At 74.7% G+C, this 25676-nt stretch carries 25 protein-coding genes; 20 read left to right on the forward strand and 5 right to left on the reverse strand.

Going from position 1 to position 25676, the window contains the following annotated elements:
- Positions 1-41: 41 nt before the first annotated feature.
- From ABDB74_RS09060 to ABDB74_RS09085, 6 genes are all read left to right on the forward strand, one after another.
- Positions 42-533, forward strand: coding sequence for a PH domain-containing protein (locus tag ABDB74_RS09060; protein ID WP_346623438.1), 492 nt, complete (start codon positions 42-44; stop codon positions 531-533).
- Positions 534-842: 309 nt separating this feature from the next.
- Positions 843-1469, forward strand: coding sequence for a translation initiation factor IF-3 (infC, locus tag ABDB74_RS09065; RefSeq protein WP_346623439.1), 627 nt, complete (start codon positions 843-845; stop codon positions 1467-1469).
- A 98-nt stretch (positions 1470-1567) separates the two neighbouring features.
- Positions 1568-1762, forward strand: coding sequence for a 50S ribosomal protein L35 (rpmI, locus tag ABDB74_RS09070; RefSeq protein ID WP_137161133.1), 195 nt, complete (start codon positions 1568-1570; stop codon positions 1760-1762).
- A gap of 38 nt (positions 1763-1800) precedes the next feature.
- Positions 1801-2184 carry a 50S ribosomal protein L20 gene (gene rplT, locus ABDB74_RS09075; protein ID WP_346623441.1) on the forward strand — a complete coding sequence of 128 codons (384 nt, stop codon included), beginning with the start codon at positions 1801-1803 and terminating at the stop codon, positions 2182-2184.
- 103 nt (positions 2185-2287) lie between these two features.
- A complete protein-coding gene (locus ABDB74_RS09080) occupies positions 2288-3082 on the forward strand; it encodes an RNA methyltransferase (RefSeq protein ID WP_346623443.1) in 795 nt (264 codons plus the stop codon).
- 240 nt (positions 3083-3322) lie between these two features.
- Positions 3323-3982, forward strand: coding sequence for a TetR/AcrR family transcriptional regulator (locus ABDB74_RS09085; protein ID WP_346623445.1), 660 nt, complete (start codon positions 3323-3325; stop codon positions 3980-3982).
- A gap of 18 nt (positions 3983-4000) precedes the next feature.
- On the opposite strand, the gene ABDB74_RS09090 is transcribed toward ABDB74_RS09085, so the two are convergent.
- Positions 4001-6253 carry an EAL domain-containing protein gene (locus tag ABDB74_RS09090; RefSeq protein ID WP_346623447.1) on the reverse strand — a complete coding sequence of 751 codons (2253 nt, stop codon included), beginning with the start codon at positions 6251-6253 and terminating at the stop codon, positions 4001-4003.
- Between the two features lie 274 nt (positions 6254-6527).
- Here ABDB74_RS09090 and ABDB74_RS09095 point away from each other — a divergent pair, with 274 nt between their 5' ends.
- The gene (locus ABDB74_RS09095) at positions 6528-7373 is read left to right on the forward strand and encodes a hypothetical protein (RefSeq protein ID WP_346623448.1); all 846 of its coding nucleotides are present in this window, start codon (positions 6528-6530) and stop codon (positions 7371-7373) included.
- Between the two features lie 67 nt (positions 7374-7440).
- Here the strand turns inward: ABDB74_RS09095 and ABDB74_RS09100 are convergent, their stop codons facing one another.
- Positions 7441-8289: a DMT family transporter gene (locus tag ABDB74_RS09100; RefSeq protein WP_346623449.1), complete on the reverse strand. Its 849-nt coding sequence runs from the start codon at positions 8287-8289 to the stop codon at positions 7441-7443.
- Between the two features lie 178 nt (positions 8290-8467).
- Between ABDB74_RS09100 and pheS the strand changes: the two genes are divergently transcribed.
- From pheS to ABDB74_RS09120, 4 genes are all read left to right on the forward strand, one after another.
- A complete protein-coding gene (pheS, locus tag ABDB74_RS09105; RefSeq protein WP_346623451.1) occupies positions 8468-9535 on the forward strand; it encodes a phenylalanine--tRNA ligase subunit alpha in 1068 nt (355 codons plus the stop codon).
- Complete coding sequence (gene pheT, locus ABDB74_RS09110) at positions 9532-11994, forward strand: phenylalanine--tRNA ligase subunit beta (protein ID WP_346623452.1); 2463 nt, start codon at positions 9532-9534, stop codon at positions 11992-11994. The genes pheS and pheT overlap by 4 nt, the downstream gene beginning before the upstream one ends.
- Positions 11987-12790: an SDR family oxidoreductase gene (locus ABDB74_RS09115; RefSeq protein ID WP_346623454.1), complete on the forward strand. Its 804-nt coding sequence runs from the start codon at positions 11987-11989 to the stop codon at positions 12788-12790. The genes pheT and ABDB74_RS09115 overlap by 8 nt, the downstream gene beginning before the upstream one ends.
- Before the next feature lie 246 nt (positions 12791-13036).
- Positions 13037-13276, forward strand: coding sequence for a hypothetical protein (locus ABDB74_RS09120; protein WP_346623455.1), 240 nt, complete (start codon positions 13037-13039; stop codon positions 13274-13276).
- 94 nt (positions 13277-13370) lie between these two features.
- Here ABDB74_RS09120 and ABDB74_RS09125 read toward each other — a convergent pair whose 3' ends face one another.
- From ABDB74_RS09125 to ABDB74_RS09135, 3 genes are all read right to left on the reverse strand, one after another.
- The gene (locus ABDB74_RS09125; protein ID WP_346623457.1) at positions 13371-14417 is read right to left on the reverse strand and encodes a glycosyltransferase; all 1047 of its coding nucleotides are present in this window, start codon (positions 14415-14417) and stop codon (positions 13371-13373) included.
- A gap of 2 nt (positions 14418-14419) precedes the next feature.
- Entirely contained in the window at positions 14420-15451 is a 1032-nt protein-coding gene (locus ABDB74_RS09130) for an iron-containing redox enzyme family protein (protein ID WP_346623458.1), read from the reverse strand.
- A 146-nt stretch (positions 15452-15597) separates the two neighbouring features.
- Positions 15598-16335 carry a class I SAM-dependent methyltransferase gene (locus ABDB74_RS09135; protein ID WP_346623460.1) on the reverse strand — a complete coding sequence of 246 codons (738 nt, stop codon included), beginning with the start codon at positions 16333-16335 and terminating at the stop codon, positions 15598-15600.
- 96 nt (positions 16336-16431) lie between these two features.
- Here ABDB74_RS09135 and ABDB74_RS09140 point away from each other — a divergent pair, with 96 nt between their 5' ends.
- From ABDB74_RS09140 to argH, 9 genes are all read left to right on the forward strand, one after another.
- Positions 16432-17061, forward strand: coding sequence for a methyltransferase domain-containing protein (locus ABDB74_RS09140; RefSeq protein ID WP_346623462.1), 630 nt, complete (start codon positions 16432-16434; stop codon positions 17059-17061).
- A 101-nt stretch (positions 17062-17162) separates the two neighbouring features.
- The gene (argC, locus tag ABDB74_RS09145; RefSeq protein ID WP_346623464.1) at positions 17163-18209 is read left to right on the forward strand and encodes an N-acetyl-gamma-glutamyl-phosphate reductase; all 1047 of its coding nucleotides are present in this window, start codon (positions 17163-17165) and stop codon (positions 18207-18209) included.
- Positions 18206-19357, forward strand: coding sequence for a bifunctional glutamate N-acetyltransferase/amino-acid acetyltransferase ArgJ (gene argJ, locus ABDB74_RS09150; protein ID WP_346623466.1), 1152 nt, complete (start codon positions 18206-18208; stop codon positions 19355-19357). Before argC ends, argJ begins: the two co-directional genes overlap by 4 nt.
- Complete coding sequence (argB, locus tag ABDB74_RS09155) at positions 19354-20364, forward strand: acetylglutamate kinase (RefSeq protein ID WP_346623468.1); 1011 nt, start codon at positions 19354-19356, stop codon at positions 20362-20364. Before argJ ends, argB begins: the two co-directional genes overlap by 4 nt.
- Complete coding sequence (locus ABDB74_RS09160) at positions 20361-21551, forward strand: acetylornithine transaminase (protein WP_346623470.1); 1191 nt, start codon at positions 20361-20363, stop codon at positions 21549-21551. Before argB ends, ABDB74_RS09160 begins: the two co-directional genes overlap by 4 nt.
- Entirely contained in the window at positions 21548-22495 is a 948-nt protein-coding gene (gene argF, locus ABDB74_RS09165) for an ornithine carbamoyltransferase (RefSeq protein WP_346623471.1), read from the forward strand. Before ABDB74_RS09160 ends, argF begins: the two co-directional genes overlap by 4 nt.
- Entirely contained in the window at positions 22492-23028 is a 537-nt protein-coding gene (locus tag ABDB74_RS09170; protein WP_346623473.1) for an arginine repressor, read from the forward strand. The genes argF and ABDB74_RS09170 overlap by 4 nt, the downstream gene beginning before the upstream one ends.
- The gene (locus tag ABDB74_RS09175; RefSeq protein ID WP_346623475.1) at positions 23025-24227 is read left to right on the forward strand and encodes an argininosuccinate synthase; all 1203 of its coding nucleotides are present in this window, start codon (positions 23025-23027) and stop codon (positions 24225-24227) included. Before ABDB74_RS09170 ends, ABDB74_RS09175 begins: the two co-directional genes overlap by 4 nt.
- Positions 24224-25669 (forward strand): argininosuccinate lyase, encoded by a 1446-nt coding sequence (gene argH, locus ABDB74_RS09180; protein ID WP_346623477.1) that lies wholly within the window; start codon positions 24224-24226, stop codon positions 25667-25669. The genes ABDB74_RS09175 and argH overlap by 4 nt, the downstream gene beginning before the upstream one ends.
- Positions 25670-25676 lie beyond the last annotated feature (7 nt).

Below are 25676 nucleotides of genomic sequence, written 5' to 3' on the forward strand. Positions count from 1 at the left end.
CTGCCAGCCGCGGCCGGGCGGGGGGCTGGGAGCATGGGGGCGTGAGCGCCCCCTCGCCCCCCGTCCGCACCGTCTCCGCCGTCCCCCGCCGGATGCGGCAGATGCTCGCCGTCGGCGCGGCCGTGGTGGTGGCGGTGGCGGTCGTGGTCGCCCTCAGCCTGCCCTCGACCCCGAACACGGTCGTGAACTACGGCCTCGCCGACCAGATCGCCATCGGGGCGCTCGGGCTGCTGCTCGGCGCCGGGGTGCTGCTCCTCGGCCGGTCGCGCGTGGACGCCGACGCCGCCGGCGTCCACGTCCGCAACTTCGTCGTCCACCACGCCGTGCCCTGGACGGCGGTGCGCGCGGTCCGGTTCGAGCGGTCGTCGGCGTGGGCGTCGCTGCTGCTCGAGAACGGCGACGAGATCTCCATGCACGGCCTGCAGGCGCTGGACAAGGAGCAGGCGGTGCAGGCCGTGGAGGGGATGCGTGCCCTGCACGCGGCGGCGCGGGCGAACGACCCGGTCCGGCCGCCGCTGCTCTACGACGACTGAGCGCCCTGTCTCCTCCGCCCCCGCGGGCTCGCGGGGGTGGGAATGCCCATGGCGTCGACGACGCTGTAACATGGGCGTGCCTCCCCGCTACATCGAGGCGCGCGAACCACCAGCGGCCCCGCCCCGGGCCGCTGATCCAAGAGGAGCCCGCTCCCACCTGACGCCGTCCAGGCGCTCAGGTCCCCGGATCGCGAGAGCCGGCCACCGGTCGGAGCTCGCGTAGTGCACGCACCCTCACGGGTCGTGCGCCACCGGCGAGTGGGCCCCGTGAGCAGATGCTCACGGGGCCTTCTGTCCGTCGGCGCCCGGGTGGGCCAGCGACTCCTCCCATGCAGCAGCAGAGGAGAGGCCATCACCGAGCCCCGCATCAACGACCGTATCCGCGTTCCCGAGGTCCGCCTGGTCGGTCCCGAGGGCGAGCAGGTCGGCATCGTGTCGATCGGCGAGGCGCTGCGCCTGGCGCAGGACTCCGAGCTCGACCTGGTCGAGGTCGCCCCCATGGCGCGGCCGCCGGTCGCCAAGCTCATGGACTACGGGAAGTTCAAGTACGAGTCCGCGCAGAAGGCCCGCGAGGCCCGGCGCAACCAGGCGCTCACCGTCATCAAGGAGATGCGGCTGCGCCTGAAGATCGACCCGCACGACTACGAGACCAAGAAGGGCCACGTCGAGCGCTTCCTCAAGGGCGGCGACAAGGTCAAGATCACCGTGATGTTCCGCGGTCGCGAGCAGTCGCGCCCGGAGATGGGTTACCGCCTCCTGCAGCGGCTGGCTGCCGACGTCGCCGAGCTCGGCGTCGTCGAGTCCAACCCGAAGCAGGACGGACGGAACATGGTCATGGTGATCGCCCCGCACCGGAACCAGGCCGCAACCGACGCCGTGCGCCGCACGGCGAAGGCGGAGAAGCAGGCGGCCGACGAGCAGGCCTCGCAGGCCTGACCGGTCGCACCGAGACCGCACCACCGAAGACGGCCGGTGCCGTGCGGCAGCCCCGTGCTGCCGCCGGCACCGACATCACCACGAACAGGACGAGGGACATGCCGAAGCAGAAGACCCACAAGGGCACGGCCAAGCGCGTGCGCGTGACGGGTTCCGGAAAGCTCGTGCGGGAGCACACCAACAACCAGCACAAGTTCGAGGTGAAGTCGTCCTCGCGCAAGCGGCGGGTGAGCGGCATCGGCGTGCTGTCCCCGGCCGACGCCCCGCGCATGAAGAAGCTGCTCGGTCGCTGAGACCGCCCACCCCGTAACGAGAAGACAGGAGCTCTCACGTGGCACGCGTGAAGCGGGCGGTCAACGCCCAGAAGAAGCGTCGGAGCACCCTCGAGGCCGCCAGCGGCTACCGGGGTCAGCGGTCCCGGCTGTACCGCAAGGCCAAGGAGCAGATCCTCCACTCCGCGACCTACAACTACCGCGACCGCAAGGCGCGCAAGGGTGACTTCCGCAAGCTGTGGATCACCCGGATCAACGCCGCGGCCCGCCTCAACGACATGACCTACAACCGGTTCATGCAGGGGCTCAAGCTCGCGGGCATCGAGCTGGACCGTCGGGTCCTGGCCGAGCTCGCGGTGAACGAGCCGGCTGCCTTCGCCGCCCTGGTGGAGACCTCGCGCGCCGCGGTCGCCGCCGCGCCGGCCGGCGAGGCCGCCGCCTGACCAGGCGGCAGTGACATCCCGACGCCGTCGGTGACCGGCCCCACGGGGCCGGCGCCGGCGGCGTCGGTGTCTGTGCAGTCCCGTGCTGGGAAGTGGAGGAGACGTGCCCGAGCTGCTGACCGAGCGCTCGGCCCGGGTCGTGGCGGCGCGCAAGCTCACCCGCCGGGCCGGCCGCGATGCCGCCGGTCTGTTCCTCGCCGAGGGACGCCAGGCCGTGGTGGAGGCGCTGGCCCGTCCCGACGGTGTCCGCGAGGTCTTCGCGACCGAGGCGGCGGCGGCCGTGCACTCCGACCTGCTGGCCCGGACCCCGGTGCCGGTGCGGATGGCCACCGAGAAGGCGGCCGCCGGGCTGTCGGAGACGGTGACGCCGCAGGGCCTGGTCGCGGTCTGCGAGCTGCGCGACGTCCACGCCGAGGCGCTGACGACGGCGCCGCCGCGGCTGGCCGTCGCCCTGGCCGAGCTGGCCGACCCGGGCAACGCGGGCACCGTGCTGCGGACGGCGGACGCCTGCGGAGCGGGGGCGGTGGTGTTCGGCGCCGGCTCGGCCGACCCGTACGGCGGCAAGGCCGTGCGCTCGAGCGCCGGGAGCCTGTTCCACGTCGACGTCGTCCGCGGCGCGGACCTCCACGAGCTGCTGCCCGCGCTGCGGGCGACCGGCGTCACGGTGCTCGCCGCCGACGGCGGGGGAGCGGCCGAGCTGCCCGCCCTGGTCGCCGGCGGCCGGCTCACCGGGCCGGTGCTGTGGCTGTTCGGCAACGAGGCGCGGGGCGTGCCGCCGTCCCTGGCCGCCCTGGCCGACGCGCGGGTGCGCATCCCGATGCGCGGCCGCGCGGAGAGCCTCAACCTCGCCGCGGCCGCGGCCATCTGCCTGTACACCACCCAGCTCGCCCAGGGCTGAGCTGCGCCGCGGGCGAGAAGTCCCGGCCTGCCGTCCTCCGGGCCTGCCGGGATCCGGGCCGCCCCGTCGCTCTGCCCGGGATCGCAGGTCCGGCACGTGGTGGCGCACGTGACGATGCGGACGGGAGGATGTCGCCCGTCGTCGGACGTCCAGGACGTCGACACGGCGGTCACGGAGGTAGCGGGAACGGTGGACGACAGGCAACGGCCGGCCGATGCGCCAGGTGCGCCGGCCGGCACGATGACGCAGGGCGTTGCGGGGCCCGGGACGCTCGCGCCGCCGCGGACCGACGGACGCCGCTCCCGGTGGGCCGAGCACCGCCGGGCGCGGCGCGAGGAGCTCGTGGGAGCGGCCGTCGACGCGGTGCGGCTGGCCGGTCCCGACTTCGCCGTCGACGACGTCGCGCGCAGCGCCGGTGTCTCCAAGACGGTGATCTACCGGTACTTCAGCGACAAGGACGAGCTCGTCGACGCCGTCCTCGCGCGTATCTCCCAGGGGGTCCTGCTGCCCCGGCTGCTCGGGGGGCTGGCCGTCGACCACCGCGACGAGCGGGAGCGCCTCCGCGCGGTCATCGCGGCGTTCGTCTCGCTGATCGAGGACGAGCCGGCGCTCTACCGGTTCGCCTACGCGCAGGCCGGACGGGCCGGCCGCGCCGACCTCGTGGCCGCCACGGAGCACGCGGTCGCCACCGCGCTGGGCGCGCTGCTGGCCCAGCGGCTGGCCGACGCCGGCCGCCCCCGGGAGGCCGCGATGACCTGGGCCTACGGGGTGGTGGGGATGGTGCAGCTCGCCGCGCACTGGTGGTCGGCCGCCCGCACGGTGTCCGCCGCCGATCTGGTCGACCAGCTGACCGCGCTGGCCGACGGCGGCCTCGGCACGTTGCTCCCACCCCGGAGCTGACCGGGCGGGGCCCCGGTGTCAGCGCGAGGAGGCGGGCAGCCAGCCGGCCGCCCGGCCGACCGCGGCGAGGAGCCCCGCCACGTCGCCGGCGTCGACGGGGAAGCAGCCCGCGCCCGCGCGCGCCGTGACGACCAGGGGCACGCCGCCGATCACCACCGGCCCGCGGACGGCCGCCTCGAGCTCGGCGCGGATCCGGTCCGCCTCGCGCACGGCGGTGCCGGCCGCGAGGCCCGGGAGCACGACGACGAAGGAGTCCCGGGCCCAGCACGCCAGCAGGTCGCCGCGCCGGAGCCGTCCCCGCAGCCGCTGCGCCGCGACGGCCAGCAGCTCCTCGGCCGCCTTCGGCCCGTGCTCGTCCTCGACCTCGACCTCGGCCAGCCCCTGGAGCGCGACGATGACCAGGGCCACGGCGTCGCCGGTGGCGCGGGCGTTCCAGACCTCGATCTCCGCCTGCTCCAGCAGGTGCTGGCGGGAGGCCAGCCCGGCGAGCGGATCGGGCACCGACAGCTCCTCGATGCGGGCCAGGTAGGCGCGGGACCGGTCGCGCTCCTGCTCCAGCTCGCGCTGCGCCGTCACCCGCTCGGTGACGTCGACCTGCACACCGATGTACTGCACGACCTCGCCGGTCCCGTCGGTGACCGGCGCCAGGTGCAGCTCGTTCCACCAGGGCGTGCGCTCCGGCCCGCGGTGGTTGAGCAGCACCTCGCGGCACTCCCTACCCGCGGCGACGGCCGCCCGGATCCGGGACTGCGCCGCGGCGTCGGTGTCCGGGCCCTGAAGGAACCGGCAGTTGCGGCCCAGCAGCTCGGCACGGGGCAGGCCGACCAGCCGCTCGAACGCCGGGTTGACGTACACCAGCGGCTGATCGGGCAGCCGCACGTCGACCAGGCAGACCCCGCTCGGGGTGGCCTCGAGCGCGCGCCGGACGAGGGCGCTGTCGTCGAGCAGTTCGCCGGCCTGCGTGGCCGCCGCAACCACCTCGGCGGTCACCGGCACGGCGGGCGGCACGAGCGGCGCCCCGGCGCGCGGGGTCACCCGGCCCAGGAGGCAACGGGCCGCGCGGACCGCCGTGTCGCGGTCGTAGGTCAGCGCGTACTCGAACTGCCGCTCCATGTCCGGGCCGGTGCTGCCGAGGTCGCGGGCGAGCAGCGCGACGCTGAAGTGCGGCGCGAGCACCACGACGTCCCACTCGCCGCGGACGGGGTCGCCCGGGGCCAGGTCGGCCCCCCGCAGTCCCGGCAGCGGCTCGGCCGGCAGGCCCTCGCCGAGCGCGCACACGAAGCCGGTGCGCTCGACGAGGTCCCGGTACCGCTGGGCGGTCGAGGGGGTGAAGTGGCGGGCCTCCTGGAACGTCCCGGTGACGACGCAGGTCTCGCCGAGGCGCAGCGCCTCCCGCTCCAGCTGCTTGCTGAGCTCGATGAGCAGCCCCTTCGGTGCACGGCGCGGCGCCGTCCCGGGGGGCAGACAGGCGAACGGTGAGCCGGCGTCGGTGCCGCCGGGATGCTCGGCCGGGGGCGGCAGGGCACCCACCGGCCGCGAGGAGTCCGGGGTCGGCGTGGGCCGCCCGAACAGCCACCCCTGGCCGACGCTGGCGCCCAGCGCCCGGGCCATGGCCAGGTGCGCGTGGTCCTCGATCCCCTCGGCGAGGATCACGGCCCCGGTGGCCTGGGCGTAGGCGTTGACCGCGTTCATGATCTGCGCGATCGCCGGGCCGGGGCGCTCCTGCACGAGCCGGAGGTCCAGCTTGACGACGTCCGGGCGCAGCAGCGGCATGAAGGCCAGCGACATGGGGTCGGCGCCGACGTCGTCCAGCGCGATGCCCCAGCCGAGCTCCCGGACCCGCGCGACGGTGCGCAGCAGCTCCGCCGGGCGGGCGGCCAGCGCCCGCTCGGTGATCTCCAGGACCACCCGCAGCCCACCGGGGGCGGTCGAGGCGATGGCCAGCAGCTCGTCCAGCGGCGCGGTGTCGAGCACCTCCGGCTCGACGTTGACGAAGAGGGCGACCCCGGGCGGGAGGCCGTGCCCGGCCGCGCCGCGGAAGGCGGCGGCACGGCAGGCCTCGTCCAGCTCCGCGAGCAGGCCGGCCTCCCGGGCGGCGGCGAAGAGGTGGTCGGGCCGCTCCAGCGGGCCCTGCGGTCCGCGCGCGAGCGCCTCGAAGGCGACGACGCGGCCGGTGTCCAGCTCGACGATCGGCTGGAAGACGCTGCGCACCCCACCGGGGCGGAGGGCCTCGGCGAGGGCGGGGTCGGGCAGAGGGCGAACGGGGTCCACGTCAAGCGCCATCGGCCGCCGGGCCGGCCGCCCGAAGCCGGATCGGCCGCGGCCACCCCGAAGGGGGAGATCGGCCCGGCGGGGTCGTGGACGACGAGACGTCCTCATCGGGCGTGCACCGCCGTGCACAGCGAGGCGAGCGCCCGGCGGATTCGGCGCGTTCACCGGCCGTTCACCGAGAATGCACCGTTCTAGCACTCTGCGTTAACGCTATACAGTCCCCGGTCACCCGGGTTGCCGTCGCGCGCGGGTCTCTACCGCAAGGGAGAACGCGGTGCTCGTCATCGTCCGGCCCCGCCGCCTGACTCTCGTCCTGATCGGTGTCGCCGTCCTGCTCGGAGCCGTCAGCCTCACCGTCAACCTTCTCGCGTTCCGGGCCGGGACCACGCAGACGCCGGTGGCGGGAAGCCTGGGAGCCGGCCCGCAGGACTTCTTCAACGTCGACCGGGAGGCGAATCTCCCGACCTGGTTCGCTACCGCCGTGCTCCTGCTCGCGGCTGCATCGGTGGCCGGCGTCGCGGCATGGGCGTCCCGCACCCGCGACCGCTGGCGCTGGCACTGGTGGGTCCTCGCGGCGACTTTCTGCTATCTGTCGATCGACGAACTCGTGCGGCTGCACGAGAAGGCCATCGGGCCCGTGAGCCAGGTCATCGACGCGACCGGCATCTTCACCTTCGGCTGGTGGGTCCCGGCGGCTCCGCTGGTGATCGTCTTCGCCATCGCCTACCTCCGCTTCCTCCGCGCGCTGCCCGCGAAGGTCGGCGGCCTCATGGTGCTCGCCGGCGCCCTGTACGTCGGGGGCGCCATGGGCATGGAGATCGTGGGCAGCTGGGTGGCCGATGCCCGAGGGACGCTGTCCCCGGCGTACAGCGTCGTCACCACGGTGGAGGAGATGCTCGAGATGCTCGGCGTCATCGTCTTCCTGCACGCCGTGGCCACGTACGCCAACTCGCGCCTGACGGTCGTCGATGCCTCCCGTGCGACCGCTCCCACGGTGCAGGCTGCCGACCCCGGTCCTCGCCGCTCCCATCGCGCCGCGCAGCCGGCGAGGCCGGTGACCGGCATGGTGGGCCCGAGGCCCGCGGCGGAAGCGGGACTGGGCGACCGCCGGGGGCGCTGATCCGGCGGACGCCGACGCCGGGGAAGCAGCGGGGCCCGGAACGGCCGCGGGGACCCGGAGCGGACGATCAGCCCGGCAGCGTGATGAGGACGACGGCGGCGCCCGCGGAGACCAGCCCGGCCAGCTGGGCGGGCACCAGCCGCTCGCGCAGCACCACCTGGGCGAGCACCACGGTGCTGACCGGGTAGAGCGAGGCGAGCACCCCGGTGATCGCCAGCTGCCCGCCGGTCTGGGTGGCCAGCAGGAACAGCGCGTTCGCCGTCATGTCGCCGATCCCGGACACCAGCACGAGGGGCAGCGCCGCCCGGTTCGGCCGCAGCGACTGGCCGCTGGTGAGCGCGACCGCGGCCACGAGGGTCACCGAGGCCAGCCGCGCGGCGACCAGCGGGGTGAGGCCGGCGTCCTGGGAGGTGCGGTCGAGCAGCACGAAGAACAGGCCGAACGCCGCGCCGGCGACGAGCGCCGGCGTGAGGCTCGCCGGACGGGCGCCGCGCAGCGCGGCCAGCCCGCCCTCGGCGGAGACCAGGACGACGGCGGCGAGTGCCAGCACGATGCCCGCCGTCGCCCAGGGGCCGATCCGCTCGCCGCCGAGCGTCCCCACGAGCACCGGCACGGCGGCGGCGGTGACCGCGGTGACCGGGGCGACCACGCTCATCACCCCGCGTGCGAGCGCGCGGAAGAAGATCAGCAGCCCGGCCGCGCCGGCCAGCCCGGCCGCCGCACCGGTCCACAGATCGGCCGCGGTCGCCGGCCCACCGAGCCAGGGGAGCAGCGCCACCAGCGCCACCAGGCCCGCCAGCTGGGACAGCGCCACCACGCCGAACACCGACGTCCGCCGGCTGGCGAGCCCGCCCAGGAAGTCCGAGGCCCCGTAGACGACCGCCGACGCCAGCGCCAGCACGACCGCCACACGCACCCCCGCCTGCCTCGTTCCACGATCAGCTCACCTGATCATGGCGCGTCCTCCCGCGGCGTCTGCGGTGGGGGAGGACGCTGCGCGGTGAGGGCGGACGCGGCTGCCGGCGACGCCGCGCCATCGTCGTACCGGGAACCCAGGCGCGGGCGGGGCGGGGAGCCGGGCAGAATGGCCTCCCGTGTCTGGCGCCAACGATCCCTACGACCCGAAGCAGGTCGCCGCGCTCTCTCCCGAGGCCCTCGACGAGGCGGTGCGTGCCGCGCTCGGGGCGTTCTCGGCCGCCGGTGACCTGGAGGCGCTGGCCGCCGTCCGCCCGGCGCACCTGGGCGACCGCGCCCCGGTGCTGCAGGCCCGGCGGGAGCTCGGCGCGCTGCCCCCGGCCGCCCGCAGCGACGCCGGCAAGCGGGTGAACGCCGCTCGCGTCGCCGTCACCGAGGCCTACGAGGCCCGCAAGGCCGAGCTGGAGGCCGAGCGGGACGCGCGGGTGCTGGCCGAGGAGCGGGTCGACGTCACGCTGCCCTGGGACCGCACCCCGCGGGGCGCCCGGCACCCGCTGACCACGCTGATCGACCGGATCGCCGACACCTTCGTCGGCATGGGCTACGAGGTCGCCGACGGTCCGGAGCTCGAGGCGGAGTGGCTGAACTTCGACGCGCTCAACTTCGGTCCCGACCACCCGGCGCGGTGGCTGTCGGACACGTTCTTCGTCGCGCCCGAGGACTCCGGCCTGGTGCTGCGCACGCACACCAGCCCGGTGCAGGCGCGCACCATGCTCGAGCGGCAGCCGCCGATCTACGTCGTCGCCCCGGGGCGGGTGTACCGCACCGACGAGCTCGACGCGACGCACCTGCCGGTGTTCCACCAGGTCGAGGGCCTGGCCGTCGACGAGGGGCTCACCATGGCCCACCTGCGCGGCACGCTGGACCACCTGGCCCGCCAGCTGTTCGGCCCCGACGCCCGCACCCGGTGGCGGCCGCACTTCTTCCCCTTCACCGAGCCCTCGGCGGAGTTCGACGTCTGGTTCCCCGAGCACCGCGACGGCCCGCAGTGGGTCGAGTGGGGCGGCTGCGGGATGGTCAACCCGCGGGTGCTGCGCGCCTGCGGCGTCGACCCCGACACCTACACCGGCTTCGCCTTCGGCATGGGCATCGAGCGGGCGCTGCAGTTCCGGTCGGCCCTCTCGGACATGCACGACATCGCGGAGGCGGACGTCCGCTTCACCAGCGTCTTCGGAGTTGAGCAGTGAAGGTCCCCGTCAGCTGGCTGTCCGAGCTCGTCGACCTCCCGGCCGGCATCACGGTCGAGGAGCTCGACGCCGCCTTCGTGCGGCTGGGCTTCGAGGTGGAGGACGTCGTCCGCCCGCCGGTCACCACCGGACCGCTCGTGGTCGGCCGCGTGCTGGACGTCGAGGAGCTCACCGGCTTCAAGAAGCCGATCCGCTACTGCCAGGTCGAGGTGGGGGAGAGCGAGCCGCGCGGCATCGTCTGCGGCGCCCGCAACTTCGCCGTCGGCGACCTCGTCGTGGCCGCGCTGCCCGGTGCGGTGCTCCCCGGCGACTTCGCCATCGCCGCGCGGAAGACCTACGACCACGTCTCCGACGGCATGATCTGCTCGGTCCGCGAGCTGGGGATCGGCGAGGACCACGCCGGCATCCTCGTGCTCGGCCAGGGCGGCTACGTGCCGGGCACCCCGGCCGCCGACGTCCTCGGCCTCGAGGACGTCGTCTTCGACCTCGAGGTGACGCCGGACCGCGGCTACGCCATGTCGATGCGCGGGATCGCCCGCGACCTGGCCGGCGTGCTCGGCGTGGGCTGGCGCGATCCGGCCGACCTGCCACTGCCCGACTGGGCGGGTGCGCCGGCGTGGGAGGTCACCGTCGCCGACCCCGACCGCTGCGACCGCTTCTCCATGCTCGCCGTCGAGGACCTCGACCCGGCCGCGGCCAGCCCATGGCCATTGCGCCGCCGGCTGGCCCAGTGCGGCATCCGCAGCATCTCGCTGGCCGTCGACGTCACCAACTACGTGATGCTCGAGCTCGGCCAGCCGATGCACGCCTTCGACCGGGCCACCGTCACCGGCCCGATCACGGTCCGCCGGGCGACGGCGGGGGAGCGGCTCACCACCCTCGACGGCGCCGACCGCGCGCTCACCGGCGACGACCTGCTCATCACCGACGAGTCGGGCCCCATCGGGCTGGCCGGGGTCATGGGCGGGGCGTCGACCGAAATCGGGGACGGGACCACCGCGGTGCTGCTGGAGGCCGCGCACTGGGAGCCGAACGGCATCTCCCGCGGCGCCCGCCGGCACCGGCTGCCCAGCGAGGCCGGCAAGCGCTTCGAGCGCGGCACCGACCCCGAGGTCACCGTCGTCGCGCTCGCCCGGGCCGCGGCCCTGCTCGCCGAGCACGGCGGTGCGCGGGTCGTCGGCGCGCCGGTCGACATCGACACCCGCACGCCGCGGCCGGCGATCGCGGTCGACGCCGGGCTCCCCGGCCGGATCGCGGGCGTGCCCTACACCCGCGCCCAGGTGCTCGAGGTGCTGACCGCGGTCGGCGCCGAGGTGGCCGGTGACGGCGACGCCCTGCGCGTGACCCCGCCGTCCTGGCGCGGTGACCTGCAGGAGCCGGCCGACCTCGTCGAGGAGGTCGTCCGCTTCCGCGGGTTCGACGAGATCCCCTCGATCCTGCCCACCGCCCCGCCCGGCGGCGGGCTCACCGAGCGGCAGCGCCGTCGCCGCAGCATCGGCCGGGCGCTCGCCGAGGCCGGGTACGTGGAGGCCCCCGCGTTCCCGTTCACCGGGACGGCGCAGCTCGACGCGCTCGGGCTGCCCGCGGACGACGACCGGCGCCGGGTGATCACCGTGCGCAACCCGCTCTCCGAGGAGGCCCCGGCGCTGCGCACCACGCTGCTGCCCGGCCTCCTGGCCGCCCTCGGTCGCAACCTGGCCCGCGGGCTCCGCGACGTCGCCCTCTTCGAGCACGGCTCGGTCTTCCCCGGCGGGGAGCGCGCGACCGCGCCGCTGCCCGGGGCCGACCGCCGTCCGGACGACGCCACCCTCGCCGCGCTGCTGGGCGCGGTGCCGGTGCAGCCGTGGCACGTCGCCGTGGCGCTGACCGGGCAGCGCGAGCCCCGTGGCTGGTGGGGGCCGGGCCGGCCGGCCGCGTGGGCCGACGCCGTGCAGGCCGCGCGCGTGGTGGCCGCGGCCGCCGGGGCCGAGCTCACGGTCGAGCAGGCCGAGCGGGCTCCGTGGCACCCCGGCCGGTGCGCCGCGCTGCTGGTCGGCGACCGGGTGATCGGGTACGCGGGCGAGCTGCACCCCAAGGTGTGCGAGGTGCTCGGCCTGCCCGCCCGCACCGCCGTGATGGAGCTGGACGCCGACGCGCTCCCCGAGCCGGCGGTGCCGCAGGCGCGCTCGATCTCCACGTTCCCGCCGGTGCTGATCGACCTCGCGCTCGTGGTGGCGGACGACGTCCCCGCCGCCGACGTCGACGCGGCGCTGCGGGAGGGCGCCGGTGAGCTGCTGGAGCACCTGCGCCTGTTCGACGTCTACACCGGCGCCCCGGTGCCGGCCGGATCGCGGTCGCTGGCGTACGCGCTGACGCTGCGGGCCCCGGACCGGACGCTCACCAGCGAGGAGGCCACCGCGGTGCGCGACGCCGCCGTGGCGGCCGCCGCCGCGGCGACCGGGGCGCAGCTCCGTGCCTGAGCTCACCGGCGTCGCCCTCGTCACCGGGGCGTCCACCGGCATCGGGCGGCACCTGGTCGAGGGGCTCGCCGCGCGCGGCATGGCCGTCGCCGGGCTGGCCCGGGGCGAGGAGCGGCTGCGGGCGGCGATGGCGGAGGTCGCCGACGCCACCGGCGCCCGCACCCTAGCGGTGACCGCCGACGTCACCGACCGCGCCTCGGTCGAGGCCGCGGTCGGCGAGGTCCGCGAGCAGCTGGGGCCGGTCGACCTGCTGGTGAACAACGCCGGCCTGATCGACGAGGCCGAGGTGCCGCTGTGGGAGGCCGACCCGGACCAGTGGTGGGACGTCGTCACCAGTCATCTGCGGGGCGGCTTCCTGCTCAGCCGCGCCGTCGTCCCGTGGATGCTGCTGCGCAACCGTGGCCGGGTGGTCAACGTGGCCAGCGGGATGAGCACCCGGGCCAACCCCGACTACTCGGCCTACTCGGTCGCCAAGACCGGGCTCATGCGGCTCACCGAGTCGCTGGCCACCGCGCTGGAGGGCTCGGACGTGCGGGCCTTCGACGTCGCGCCCGGGGTCGTCGACACCCCGATGACCCGGTCGATGCACATGTGGCAGGGCTTCACGGACTGGACGCCGCCGGAGCAGGTCGTGGAGATCATCGCGGCGATCGCCGCCGGCGAGCTCGACCCGTGGTCCGGCCGGTTCATGCGGGCGGGCAAGGACGACCTGGACACGCTGCGGGCCGTGAACCCCGAGGGCACCGCCCGCCAGCTGCGGCTGCGGCCCTACGGGGACGGCGACCCGCTCGGCTGACGGCTCGTGCCCGTTCCCGGGCGCAGGCGGCAATGGCATCGTTGACCCGGCGCGGCCGGCGTGCCACCGTGCGGCACCGGTGCCCGGCAGTTCCGGTACCGGCGCCGAGCGAGGAAGCGGAGCGATCCACCATGGCGGGCCGTTCTCCGGGGGCCCGGGGGCTGACCACCGTCTCGCTCGTGGGCGTGGTCGGGTTCGCCGCCTGGTACGGGCGGCGGCGTGGGAGGACAGCGCCGCGTTCGCCTCGTGCTGTTCGGTGTCCCGCTGGCGTGCGCGGCGCTCGCCCTGTGGGCGGAGAACGCGAGCGTGACGGCGCCGGCTCCGGCGGTGGTCGCCGTCCTCGGGGCCGTGTCGGTCGGGTGGTCCCTGCTCACGGGTCCGGGGCTGGGGCTGTGGTTCCTGCTGCCGTCGCTGCTGCTGCTGGTCGCCGCGATGATCTCGTGGATCGACCGCGGGCGGGACCGCGTCCGACCGCGGCCGACCTGATCCCCGGCCGACGACTGTCCGTACGGTCCGGCACAGCGGCCGGCTCGGCCACCGGCGCACGATCCTGGCCGGGTCGGTCGGCTGCCGTCCTGGCCTACGTGGACGCGCCGCCCGTCGCCCGGCCCGGCCTGTCGCCCTGGTCGCCGACCAGCCGGACCGGCGGCAGAGGTGGCCGACGGCCTGCTTCGGCGCGCAGCCGCCGCATCGACGAGGCAGCGGTGCGGAGCCGTACGTCCCCGTAGGCGACTCCGCCGCGCAGCACCCGCGCGGCGAGTGCGAGCCACGAGAACAGCCCCCGTTCCAGCGCCCAGACCGGTGACCAGAGGGCCGCGGTCGCCGGGAAGACGTCCCGTCCGCCCGCGTGTCGCCGGCCGATCTCGCCCACAGCCGTCACGGCCAGGGCCAGCACGGCGAGACGTCGTCCGCGCCGCCGGATCAGGCCTTCGATGACGACGGGCCACACCCAGAGGGCGGCGACCAGACGCCAGGGCTGGGCGAGGTCGTCGTAGGCCTGGCGGGGTCGCTGGGACCAGAAGTGCGCCGCGGTCGGGGGGCGGCGTTCGACGAACAGGTCGGCGGCGTGGTGCTCCCGCCCGCCGTGGGCCCGGATGGTGCGGAGCATCTCCAGGTTCTCGAAGAGGACGTCGCCCCGGTAGCCACCCATCGCGAGGAAGGTGGTGCGCCGCAACCCGAAGGTGCCGGGGTAGTCGGCGGCGACGGCTCGGTTGAGCAAGGTGCGGCCGGTGTCCCAACGGGCGTGCCACGGTGTCGGGCGGAACACGTTCTGAGGGCGCACGACGTCGGCGGTGTCGAGCAGACCCAGCAGCCGTTCCAGGGCAGCGCGGTCGAAACGGACGTCGTCGTCGGCGACGACCACCCGCTCCCGGTGAGCCGCGCGGACGCCGGTGACCACGCCGGCCACCTTGCCGTTCGCACCGGGCCAGGGCAGCGGCGGCATGTGCCGTACCAGCCCGCTCCATGCCCGTGCATGGGCGTCGAAGAGCTCAGCCGGGGAGCCGTCGACGATCGTCACGGGGATCCACGAGCTCAGCCGGCGCAGGTAGGCCGTCAGCTCGTCCAGCCCCCCGTCGTCGGTCCAGCGCAGCGGGAGGACGTACTCCCCGTCGAGCGGTTCGCGCACCCTCACCTCGCCGGGCTCACGGCGACGCCCGCGTTCCGGAGCGAGCTGCGCCCGGCCGACCACGCGCCGAGGACGTGCTCGCCGAACCGCCGCTCGAGGTGCATCGCGGTGGCTGCCCCGAAGAGCACGTCGGCCAGCAGCTCCGGCTCGTCGGCGACCAGCCCGCCGCACATGTCGTGAGCGGCGACCTGCTCGTGCACGGCGTCGGCCTCCACGTGCTCGTCGAAGAACCAGGTGGCGTCGCGGCCGAAGCCGAGGCGGCGCAGGCCCGTGCCGTACCGCCGATTGGGCACCGTGGAGGTCATCTCGAAGGCGGCGAGATGGCCCACGATCGCGCCGCGCAGCCGGCGGTGCAGCCCGAACAGGGACATCGCGTTGACGGTCGCCAGCGTGGGCGCCGGCACTCGTTCGACGTGGCTGCCGTAGGTGTCGTCCAGCCCGAGGGCCCGCATGGCACGGGCATAGAGAACGGCGTGCATGCGCTCGGGCCGGCCACCGCCGTACTCGTCGATCTGGATCTCGGCCAGCGCTGCCTTGGCGCGTCCGGTCAGCCGAGGGATGGCCCAGGTGTGCGGGTCGGCCTCCTTCAGCTCGTAGACCGACCGGTGGACGACGAATTCGCGGAACTGGCCCGCCGTGGCCCGTCTGGCCAGGAACGAGGACAGGGGCGGCCCCTCGTCCACCGCGACGAGGTGGGTGAGGGCCGTCGTGACGTCCACGGCCGGAGCGATTGCGGGTACCGGGGCCTGCGCACGAAGGGCGTCCTCGAGCAGGCGCTCCAGCCGTCCGCGGACGGCGAGCAGGTCCGGACACCACTCGGCGTCCGGATCGACGTCGTCGAACCCCCGGTAGTGCAGCTCGTAGAAGTCGTGCAGTGACAGCTGGAGGTCCTCGTGCGCGAGGACGTCGGCCGGCTCGATGGTCTCGACCAGCTCCTCAGCCCGGTCGGCCAGGGCAGGCAGCCTGCGTCGGTCCCCCCGCAACGCACCACAGAGCTCCGCGCTCAGCGGGCCCCGCGGCCTCGGCAAGAGCATCCCGGCCTCCGTGCGGCGCCGGTTCGTCCCGTTCCCCGTCCAGGTGCTGATCGACCTGCCGGATGGGTCTCCGACTCCCGCACCGCAGTCTTAGCCCGGCGCGCTGGTGTTGTCGAGTCGAGCGGCCGCGGTGGGCCCGCCCGGGATCAGGTGTCCTTCCGGTAGACCGCCACGTAGGTGGTGCTCTGGTCGGTGAAGGGGGCACGGTCCCAGTCCTGCCAGCGGTCCTCGAGGTGGAGGCCGGCCAGGCGCGCCATGAGGTCGAGCTCGGCGGGCCACACGTATCGGTGGTTCACCGGCAGGAGCCGCACGCCGTCGGCCGTGAAGGCCAACCGTGTCGCGGACATCCGTTGCTCGGCGGGGTGCAGTTCGGCCACCTCGATCTGCACCCGGCCCGCTGCGTGTTCGTGTGCGCGGACCACCCGGCCCCTGTGGAAGGCCGCCACGTCCGGGACCCAGTTCTCGACGAGGAACACGCCGGAGGGCTCCAGGTGCGCCGCCGCGTTGCGGAAGGTCTGCACCTGGGCGTCCTGCGACGGCAACGCGTTGATCGTGTTGTAGGCCAGGACGACGACGGCGTACCGCCGGTCCATGGTCGTCGTCGTGAAGTCGCCGATCTCCACCCGCAGCGACGCGCCCTCTCGGCTGCGGCGGAGCCGCTCCACCATCTCGGCGGAGCCGTCGACGCCGTCGACCTGGTGACCGGTGGCCACCAGGGGCAGCGCGATCCGGCCGGTTCCGATGCCGAACTCCAGGACGGCGTCCCCGGCCGCGTAGTGGGCGATCATCGCCACCGCGGCGTCAGGGGAGAGGTCGGCGTGGAGCTCGTCGTACACCTCGGCGATGTGCCGGCCGTACTCGGAGGGATCGAAGCCGCTGGCCATGCCGGCGTCTACCCCCGCCGGTGACCCGGCACCCGTGCGTCCTCCGGCGCGGTGCCGTGCCCCGCGGACCTGTGCCGGAACAGGCACGATCGGGGAGTGGTTGGTGCGGCGTTCGCCCGGGACGCGGCAACCGCCGCCTACTACGAGCAGCGGGCGGCGGAGTACGACGAGTGGTACCTCGGCAAGGGGCGGTTCGCCGTCCGCGACCGACCGGGGTGGGACGGCGAGGTCGCGGAACTCGTGCGCCTGGTGCGTCGCCTGGAGCCCGCGCGCGCACTGGACATCGCCTGCGGCAGCGGGTTCCTCACCCGCCACCTGCGGGGCCCGGTCGTCGGCCTGGACCGGAGCCCGGCCATGGCCCTGCTCACCCGGTCGCGGATACCGACCGGCGGCACGCTCGTCGGTGACGCGCTCGCCCTGCCGTTCCCCGACGGCTCCTTCGACCGGCTCTTCACCGGGCACTTCTACGGCCACCTACCCACCGACGAGCGTGCGGCGTTCCTCTCCGAGGCCGACCGGGTCGCCGGTGAGCTGGTCGTCGTGGACTCGGCCTCGCGGACCGGGGCCCCGGCCGAGGAGTGGCAGGAGCGGGTGCTCAACGACGGGTCCCGCCACCGGATCTACAAGCGGTACCTGGCTCCTGCGCGGCTGGTGGCGGAGCTGGGCGGGGAGGTGGTGATGGCCGGCACCTGGTTCGTGGCCGTGCGGGCAGCGCTCCGACCCTGAGCGCGAACCGGCTGTCGTCCCAGCAGTCCCGGGACGACGGCACCGCGGTAACGAGGCCCGCGGATATCCGCATGAACGGTCATGCATGCCCGTGTATGGTCATGCACGTGAGCACAGGGCAGACGTGGACGGTCGGGGTCACCGGCGCCACCGGGTACGCGGGGGGAGAGGTGTGCCGGCTGCTGGCCGGGCACCCGAACCTCCGGCTGGCCGGGGTGCACGCCAACTCGAGCGCCGGCCGACGCCTGGGTGAGCTGCAGCCCCACCTGCTGCCCTTCGCCGACCTCGAGGTGCAGCCCAGCGATGCGGCGAGCCTCGCCGGCTACGACGTCGTCGTCCTGGCGCTGCCGCACGGGGAGTCGGCCACCATCGCCGACCAGCTGCCCGCCGAGACGCTGGTCATCGACTGCGGCGCCGACCACCGGCTGAACGACCCCGCCGCCTGGGCCCGTTGGTACGGCGGCGTGCACGCCGGGACCTGGCCCTACGGCCTGCCCGAGCTGCCCGGCCAGCGGGAGCAGTTGTCCGGCGCCACGCGGGTCGCCGTCCCCGGTTGCTACCCGACCTCGGTCACCCTCGCGCTGGCCCCGGCCCTCGCCGCCGGCCTGGTCGGGCCCGAGGTCGTGGTCGTGGCCGCCAGCGGCACCAGTGGCGCGGGCAAGTCGCCCAAGCCGCACCTGCTCGGCAGCGAGGTCATGGGCGCGGCCAGCGCTTACGGCGTCGGCGGCGTGCACCGGCACACCCCGGAGATGATCCAGGGGCTGTCCCAGGCCGCCGGCGGGCCGGTGACCGTCAGCTTCACCCCGACCCTCGTCCCGATGAGCCGCGGCATCCTCGCCACCTGCTCGGCGACCCTGGAGCCGGGCGTCGACGCCGCCGCTGCCCGTGCCGCCTACGTGGCGGCCTACGCCGACGAGCCGTTCGTGCACCTGCTGCCCGAGGGCCAGTGGCCGACGACGGCGCAGGTGCTCGGCGCCAACACCGTCGCGCTCCAGGTCGCGGTCGACGCCGAGGCGAACCGGCTGGTCGTCGTCGCCGCCGTCGACAACCTCACCAAGGGCACCGGGGGAGCGGCGATCCAGTGCGCCAACCTCGCCCTGGGCCTCCCCGAGACCACCGGCCTCCCGGTCGTAGGAGTCGCACCGTGACCACCACCGCCCCGATGGGGTTCTCCGCCGCCGGCGTCGCCGCGGGGCTGAAGTCCTCCGGCGACCCCGACGTCGCCGTCGTCCTCAACACCGGCCCCGACGACGCCGCGGCCGCGGTCTTCACCACCAACCGCTTTCCCGCCGCGCCGGTGCAGTGGAGCCGTCAGGTCCTCGCCGGCCGGCGGGCCCGCGCGGTCGTGCTCAACTCCGGCGGCGCGAACGCCTGCACCGGGCCCGAGGGCTTCCAGGACACCCACGCCACCGCCGAGCATGCCGCCGCGGAGATCGGCATCGGGGCGATCGACGTCGTCGTCGCGAGCACCGGCCTCATCGGCGTCCGGCTGCCCATGGACAAGCTCCTGCCGGGCGTCACCGGCGCGGTGCAGAGCCTGTCCGCCGACGGCGGCGCCGACGCCGCCCGCGCGATCATGACCACCGACTCGGTGCCGAAGACGACCGTCCAGCAGCGGGACGGCTGGACCATCGGCGGCATGGCCAAGGGCGCGGGCATGCTCGCGCCGAGCCTGGCCACGATGCTCGTCGTCCTCACCACCGACGCGCAGGTGCCGGCCGACGTCCTGCAGCGGGCCCTCGCGCAGGCGACGGCGGTCAGCTTCGAGCGGGTCGACTCCGACGGCTGCCTGTCCACCAACGACACGGTGCTGGTCATGGCCAACGGCGCGGCCGGGGTCGCGCCCACCGAGGAGCAGCTCACCGAGGCGCTCACCGCCGCCTGCACCGACCTGGCGATGCAGCTGCTGGGCGACGCCGAGGGCTCGACCAAGGACATCGCGATCACCGTCCGGAACGCCGCCAGCGTCGAGGACGCCCTCACCGCCGGCCGGGCCTGCGCCCGCAACAACCTGCTCAAGACGGCGCTGTTCGGCAACGACCCCAACTGGGGCCGGGTGCTCGCCGCGATCGGCACCACCGACGCCGCCTTCGAGGCCGGCGACGTCGACGTCACCATCAACGGCGTCACCGTCTGCCGGGGCGGCGCGATCGGCGACCCGCGCGAGGGCGTGGACCTCACCGGCCGGGCGATCACCATCGACGTCGACCTGAAGGCCGGCGGCGAGCAGGCGACCATCTGGACCAACGACCTGTCCATCGCTTACGTGCACGAGAACTCGGCCTACTCGACATGAGCGAACCCACCGCCCAGGACCCCACCCCGCCCGACGTCCGGACCGACGAGCCGGCGCCCCCGCCGAAGCCGGTCCGGACGGTCGGCACCCGCCGGCTCATGCGCCGGAAGGACCCGGAGGGCGACGCCGCCAAGGTCGCCGTCCTCACCGGGGCGCTGCCGTGGCTCAAGGAGTTCCACGGCAACGTCGTCGTCATCAAGTACGGCGGCCACGCCATGGTCGACGACGAGTGCCGCCGCGCCTTCGCCGAGGACATGGTGTTCCTGCGGACCTGCGGCATCCTGCCCGTGGTGGTGCACGGCGGCGGCCCGCAGATCAGCGCCATGCTGGGCAAGCTCGGCATCACCAGCGAGTTCCGCGGCGGCCTGCGGGTGACCACCCCCGAGACGATCGACGTCGTCCGCATGGTGCTCACCGGCCAGGTCGGCCCCGACATCGTCGGGCTGATCAACCAGCACGGCCCGATGGCGGTGCACCTCTCCGGCGAGGACGGCGGCCTGTTCACCGCCCGGCGGACCACCGCGGTCGTGGACGGCGAACCGGTCGACATCGGGCTGGTCGGCGACATCGTGGCGGTCGACACCACCCCGGTCACCGCGCTGCTCGAGGCCGGCCACATCCCGGTGGTGGCCAGCGTCGCCCCCGACGCCGACGGCGTCGTGCACAACGTCAACGCCGACACGGCGGCGGCGGCCCTGGCCGCGGCGCTCGGCGCGGTGAAGCTCGTGGTACTCACCGACGTGGAGGGCCTGTACGCCGACTGGCCCGACCGCGACTCCCTGGTGCAGCAGATCGACGCCCGCGAGCTGGCCGAGATCCTGCCCACGCTCGACGCCGGGATGATCCCGAAGATGGCCGCCTGCCTGCGGGCGGTCGAGGGCGGGGTGAAGCGGGCGACCGTCGTCGACGGCCGGACGCCGCACGCCCTGCTCCTGGAGACGTTCACCACCGAAGGCACCGGGACGATGGTCGTCCCGGCGAGGGACCAGAAGGAGGGCACAGCATGACGACGCACACGGAGGAGCTGGCCCGTCGCTGGTCGGCCGTGATGATGAACAACTACAAGGCCCCGCCGGTCGCGCTCGACTCCGGCTCCGGGGCGACCGTCACCGACGTCGACGGCCGCGAGTACACCGACCTGCTCGGCGGCATCGCGACGACGATCCTCGGCCACGCGCACCCCAAGGTCGTCGAGGCGATCACCACCCAGGCGCACAAGCTCGGCCACGTCTCCAACCTGGCCATGCACGAGCCCGGCATCGCCCTGGCCGAGCGGCTGCTCGAACTCGCCGGCCGCCCCGGCCGGGTCTTCTTCTGCAACTCCGGCACCGAGGCCAACGAGGCGGCGTTCAAGCTCAGCCGGCTGACCGGTCGCCCCGAGGTGATCACCGCCGAGGGGGCCTTCCACGGCCGCACCATGGGCGCGCTGGCGCTCACCGGCCAGCCGTCGAAGGCCGCCGCCTTCGCCCCGCTGCCCGGCGGCGTCCGGTACGTGCCCTACGGGGACGAGGCCGCGCTCGCCGGCGCCGCCTCCGGGAGCACCGCCATGGTCCTGCTCGAGCCCATGCTGGGGGAGGGCGGCGTGCTGCCGGCGCCGGCCGGCTACCTCGCCGCCGCCGCGTCCACGGCGTCCGGGGCCGGCGCGCTGTTCGCCCTCGACGAGGTGCAGACCGGCATCGGCCGGACCGGCCACTGGTTCGCGCACCAGGCCGACGGCCTGCATCCCGACGTCATCACCCTGGCCAAGGCGCTCGGCGGCGGGCTGCCCATCGGGGCCCTGCTCGCCTTCGGAGAGGCCGCGGACCTGCTGACGGCGGGCTCCCACGGCTCCACTTTCGGCGGCAACCCGATCGCCGCCGCGGCCGCGCTCGCCGTGCTCGACACCATCCGCGACGAGGGCCTGCTGGAGCGCGCCAAGGAGCTCGAGCACCGGTTCACCACCGGCATCGAGTCCCTGGGCCACCCCGGCGTCAGCGCCGTCCGGGGGAGGGGCGCGCTGCTCGGCGTCGTCCTCACCGCCGACGTCGCCGCGGAGCTGGAGGCCCGGCTGCGCGCCGCGGGCTTCCTCACCAACGCCGTCGCGCCGGGCGTGCTCCGGCTGGCCCCGCCACTGGTCCTCACCGACGCGCAGGTCGACGCCTTCGTGGCGGCTCTCCCTGCGGCCCTCGACACCGCGATGGAGAACGGTTCGTGACCCGGCACTTCCTCAAGGACGACGACCTCACCCCCGACGAGCAGGCCGAGGTCCTGGCCCTGGCCGCCGAGCTGAAGCGGAGCCGGCACACCGCGGAGGCCCCCACCCCGCTGCGCGCGCCGAACGGCACCCCGCGGGCGGTCGCGGTCGTGTTCGACAAGCCGTCCACCCGCACCCGGGTGTCCTTCTCCGTCGGCGTCGCCGAGCTGGGCGGCTACCCGCTGGTGATCGACGCGGGCACCAGCCAGCTCGGCCGCGGCGAGCCGATCGAGGACACCACCCGCGTGCTCGACCGGCAGGCCGCCGCCATCGTCTGGCGGACCTTCGGCCAGGACCGGATCGAGGCCATGGCCGCGGTGAGCCGGGTGCCGGTGGTCAACGCGCTCACCGACGAGTACCACCCGTGCCAGATCCTGGCCGACCTGCAGACGGTGGTCGAGCACAAGGGCGCGCTGGCCGGGCGGTCGCTGAGCTATCTGGGCGACGGCGCCAACAACATGGCGCACTCGTACCTGCTCGGCGGCGCCACGGCCGGCATGCACGTGCGGATCGGCTCCCCGGAGTCCTTCCGGCCCGACCCCGCCGTGCTGGAGCGGGCCGCGGCGATCGCGGCGGAGACCGGCGGGTCGGTCAGCTGGACCGCGAGCGCCGAGGCCGCGGCCGAGGGCGCCGACGTGCTCGTCACCGACACCTGGGTCTCCATGGGCCAGGAGGACGAGTACGACACCCGCATCGCCCCCTTCCTGCCCTACGCCCTCGACGAGGCGGCCCTCGCCCGGGCGGCCGACGACGCCGTCGTCCTGCACTGCCTGCCCGCCTACCGCGGCAAGGAGATCGCGACCGAGGTCATCGACGGGCCGCAGAGCGCGGTGTGGGACGAGGCCGAGAACCGGCTGCACGCCCAGAAGGCCGTCCTGATCTGGCTGCTGGAGAGGAACCGGTGACGACGGCGCTCACCCGGTCGGCGCGCCAGGCCCGCATCCGGGAGCTGATCGAGGCCCAGCCGGTGACCTCGCAGACCCAGCTCGCCGCGCTGCTGGCCGGATCGGGCATCGAGGTCACGCAGGCCACGCTCTCGCGGGACCTGGACGAGCTCGGCGCGGTGAAGCTGCGCGGGTCCGACGGGGCCCCGGCGTCCTACGTCGTCCCACCGGAGAACGCCCCGCTGCGCCCGGCCCAGGCCGCGCCGGCGCGGCTGACCCGGCTGCTGGCCGACCTGCTCACCGGCGCCGAGGGCAGCGCGAACCTCGCCGTGCTGCGCACGCCGCCCGGCGCCGCGCAGTTCCTCGCCTCGGCGCTGGACAAGGTCGCCCTCCCCGACGTCCTGGGCACGATCGCGGGGGACGACACTCTGCTGGTCGTCTCCCGCGACCCCGCGGGCGGGCCGGCCCTGGCCGACCGCCTGCGTGGGCTCGCCGAGCGCACACCCCCCATCTACCCCGAACTGACGTCCGACCTGGAAGAGAGTGCACCGTGAGTGAACGCGTCGTCCTGGCCTACTCGGGAGGGCTGGACACCTCCGTGGCCATCGGCTGGATCGCCGAGGAGACCGGCGCGGAGGTGATCGCCGTCGCCGGCGACGTCGGCCAGGGGGGCGAGGACATGGAGGTGATCCGCCAGCGGGCGCTGGACTGCGGGGCCGTCGAGTCGATCGTCGCCGACATGCGCGACGAGTACGCCGACGAGTTCTGCCTCCCCGCGCTGCAGGCCAACGCGCTCTACATGGACCGCTACCCGCTGGTCTCGGCGCTGTCGCGGCCGCTGATCGTCAAGCACCTCGTCGCGGCGGCCAAGTACCACGGCGCCTCGATGGTGGCCCACGGCTGCACCGGCAAGGGCAACGACCAGGTGCGCTTCGAGGTGGGCATCGGCGCGCTCGGCCCGGACCTGCAGGTGCTCGCCCCGGTCCGGGACTCGGGCATGACGCGCGACAAGGCCATCGCCTTCGCCGAGGAGCGCGGCCTGCCGATCGCGACCACCAAGAAGTCGCCGTACTCCATCGACCAGAACGTGTGGGGCCGCGCCGTCGAGACCGGCTTCCTCGAGGACATCTGGAACGGCCCGATCGAGGACGTCTACGAGTACACCCAGGACCCCGCGGTGACCCGGGAGCCCGACGAGGTCACGATCGGCTTCACCGCCGGCGTCCCGACGTCGCTCGACGGGAAGCCGGTCACGATGCTGCAGGCGATCGAGCAGCTCAACGCGCGCGCCGGCGCGCACGGCGTCGGCCGGCTGGACATGGTCGAGGACCGGCTGGTCGGCATCAAGAGCCGCGAGGTCTACGAGGCCCCCGGCGCGATCGCCCTGATCACCGCGCACCAGGAGCTGGAGGCGGTGACCGTCGAGCGCGACCTCGCCCGCTTCAAGCGCACGGTCGGGCAGCGGTGGACGGAGCTGGTCTACGACGGCCTGTGGTTCTCCCCGCTCAAGCGGTCGCTGGACGCCTTCGTCGCCGAGTCGCAGCAGCACGTCACCGGGGAGATCCGGATGACCCTGCACGGCGGCCGCGCCACGGTCACCGGACGGCGCAGCGACGCCTCGCTCTACGACTTCAACCTCGCCACCTACGACACCGGCGACACGTTCGACCAGGGCCTGGCCAAGGGCTTCGTCCAGCTGTGGGGCATGCCCTCCAAGCTGGCCGCCGCGCGCGACCAGCGGTTCGGCTCATGACCGGCACCCCCTCGCCGGCGAGCCGGACGCGGCTGTGGGGCGGCCGCTTCGGCGGCGGCCCGTCGGAGGCCATGGCGGCGCTGAGCAAGTCCACCCACTTCGACTGGAAGCTGGCGCCGTTCGACCTGGCCGGCTCCCGGGCGCACGCCCGGGTGCTGCACCGGGCCGGGCTGCTGACCGACGACGAGCTCGAGCAGATGGTCGGTGCGCTGCACGAGCTGTCGGCAGAGGTCGCCGACGGAACCTTCACCGCGGTGGAGGCGGACGAGGACGTGCACGAGGCCCTCGAGCGGGGCCTCACCGAGAAGCTCGGCGCGCTCGGCGGCAAGCTCCGGGCCGGCCGCAGCCGCAACGACCAGATCGCCACCGACCTGCGGCTGTACCTGCGCCACACCGTGCGCGCGCTGGTCGGTGAGCTGGCGGCGCTCGAGCAGGCCCTGGTGGGGCTCGCCGAGAGGTACCAGGACGTGGCCGCGCCGGGGATGACGCACCTGCAGCACGCCCAGCCGGTGCTCATCGCCCACCAGCTGCTCGCCCACGCCCACTCGATCGCCCGCGACGTCGACCGGCTGGTGGACTGGGACAAGCGGGCCGCCGTCAGCCCGTACGGCTCCGGTGCCCTGGCCGGCTCGTCGCTGCCGCTGGACCCCGACGCCGTCGCCGCGGAGCTCGGTTTCGACCGGGCGACGGACAACTCGATCGACGGCGTCAGCGACCGCGACTTCGCCGCCGAGTTCTGCTTCGTGGCGGCCCTGATCGGGGTCCACCTCTCCCGGCTGGGGGAGGAGGTCGTGCTCTGGACGTCGACCGAGTTCGGCTGGGCGAGGCTCGACGACGCCTGGGCGACCGGGTCGTCGATCATGCCGCAGAAGAAGAACCCCGACATCGCGGAGCTCGCCCGCGGCAAGTCCGGCCGGTTCGTCGGCAACCTCACCGGGTTGCTCACGATGCTCAAGGGCCTGCCGCTGGCCTACGACCGCGACCTGCAGGAGGACAAGGAGCCGGTCTTCGACTCCATGGAGCAGCTGCTCCTCCTGCTGCCCGCCGTCAGCGGGATGATGGCGACGCTGACCCTGCGTCCGGAGGTGCTCGAGGCCGCGGCGCCGCAGGGGTTCGCCCTGGCGACCGACGTGGCGGAGTGGCTCGTCCGCCAGGGGGTGCCGTTCCGGTCGGCGCACGAGATCTCCGGCGCCCTCGTGGCCCACTGCGAGCAGGCCGGGGTGGAGATGGACGAGCTGACCGACGGCCAGCTGGCCGCGATCTCCCCCGACCTCAGCGCCGAGGTGCGGTCGGTCCTGTCGGTGCGCGGCGCGCTGGAGGCCCGGAAGGCACGCGGTGGCACGGCGCCCGAGCGGGTGGCCGAGCAGCTGGTGTCGCTCGGCGACCTGGCCCGGCAGCACGCCGACTGGGCGGCGGCGTCGCCCGTGGCGGCCGCGCTCTGACCCGGTG

The sequence above is a fragment of the Blastococcus sp. HT6-4 genome, from assembly GCF_039679125.1.
Lineage (GTDB): Bacteria > Actinomycetota > Actinomycetes > Mycobacteriales > Geodermatophilaceae > Blastococcus > Blastococcus montanus.

Coding starts and splice junctions, on each gene's coding strand:
- ABDB74_RS09130 (WP_346623458.1), bottom strand. CDS start 15,451: ATGCTCTTGCCGAGGCCGCGGGGCCCGCTGAGCGCGGAGCTCTGTGGT.
- rpmI (WP_137161133.1), top strand. CDS start 1,568: ATGCCGAAGCAGAAGACCCACAAGGGCACGGCCAAGCGCGTGCGCGTG.
- argC (WP_346623464.1), top strand. CDS start 17,163: ATGCACGTGAGCACAGGGCAGACGTGGACGGTCGGGGTCACCGGCGCC.
- argB (WP_346623468.1), top strand. CDS start 19,354: ATGAGCGAACCCACCGCCCAGGACCCCACCCCGCCCGACGTCCGGACC.
- ABDB74_RS09135 (WP_346623460.1), bottom strand. CDS start 16,335: ATGGCCAGCGGCTTCGATCCCTCCGAGTACGGCCGGCACATCGCCGAG.
- argH (WP_346623477.1), top strand. CDS start 24,224: ATGACCGGCACCCCCTCGCCGGCGAGCCGGACGCGGCTGTGGGGCGGC.
- ABDB74_RS09160 (WP_346623470.1), top strand. CDS start 20,361: ATGACGACGCACACGGAGGAGCTGGCCCGTCGCTGGTCGGCCGTGATG.
- ABDB74_RS09085 (WP_346623445.1), top strand. CDS start 3,323: ATGACGCAGGGCGTTGCGGGGCCCGGGACGCTCGCGCCGCCGCGGACC.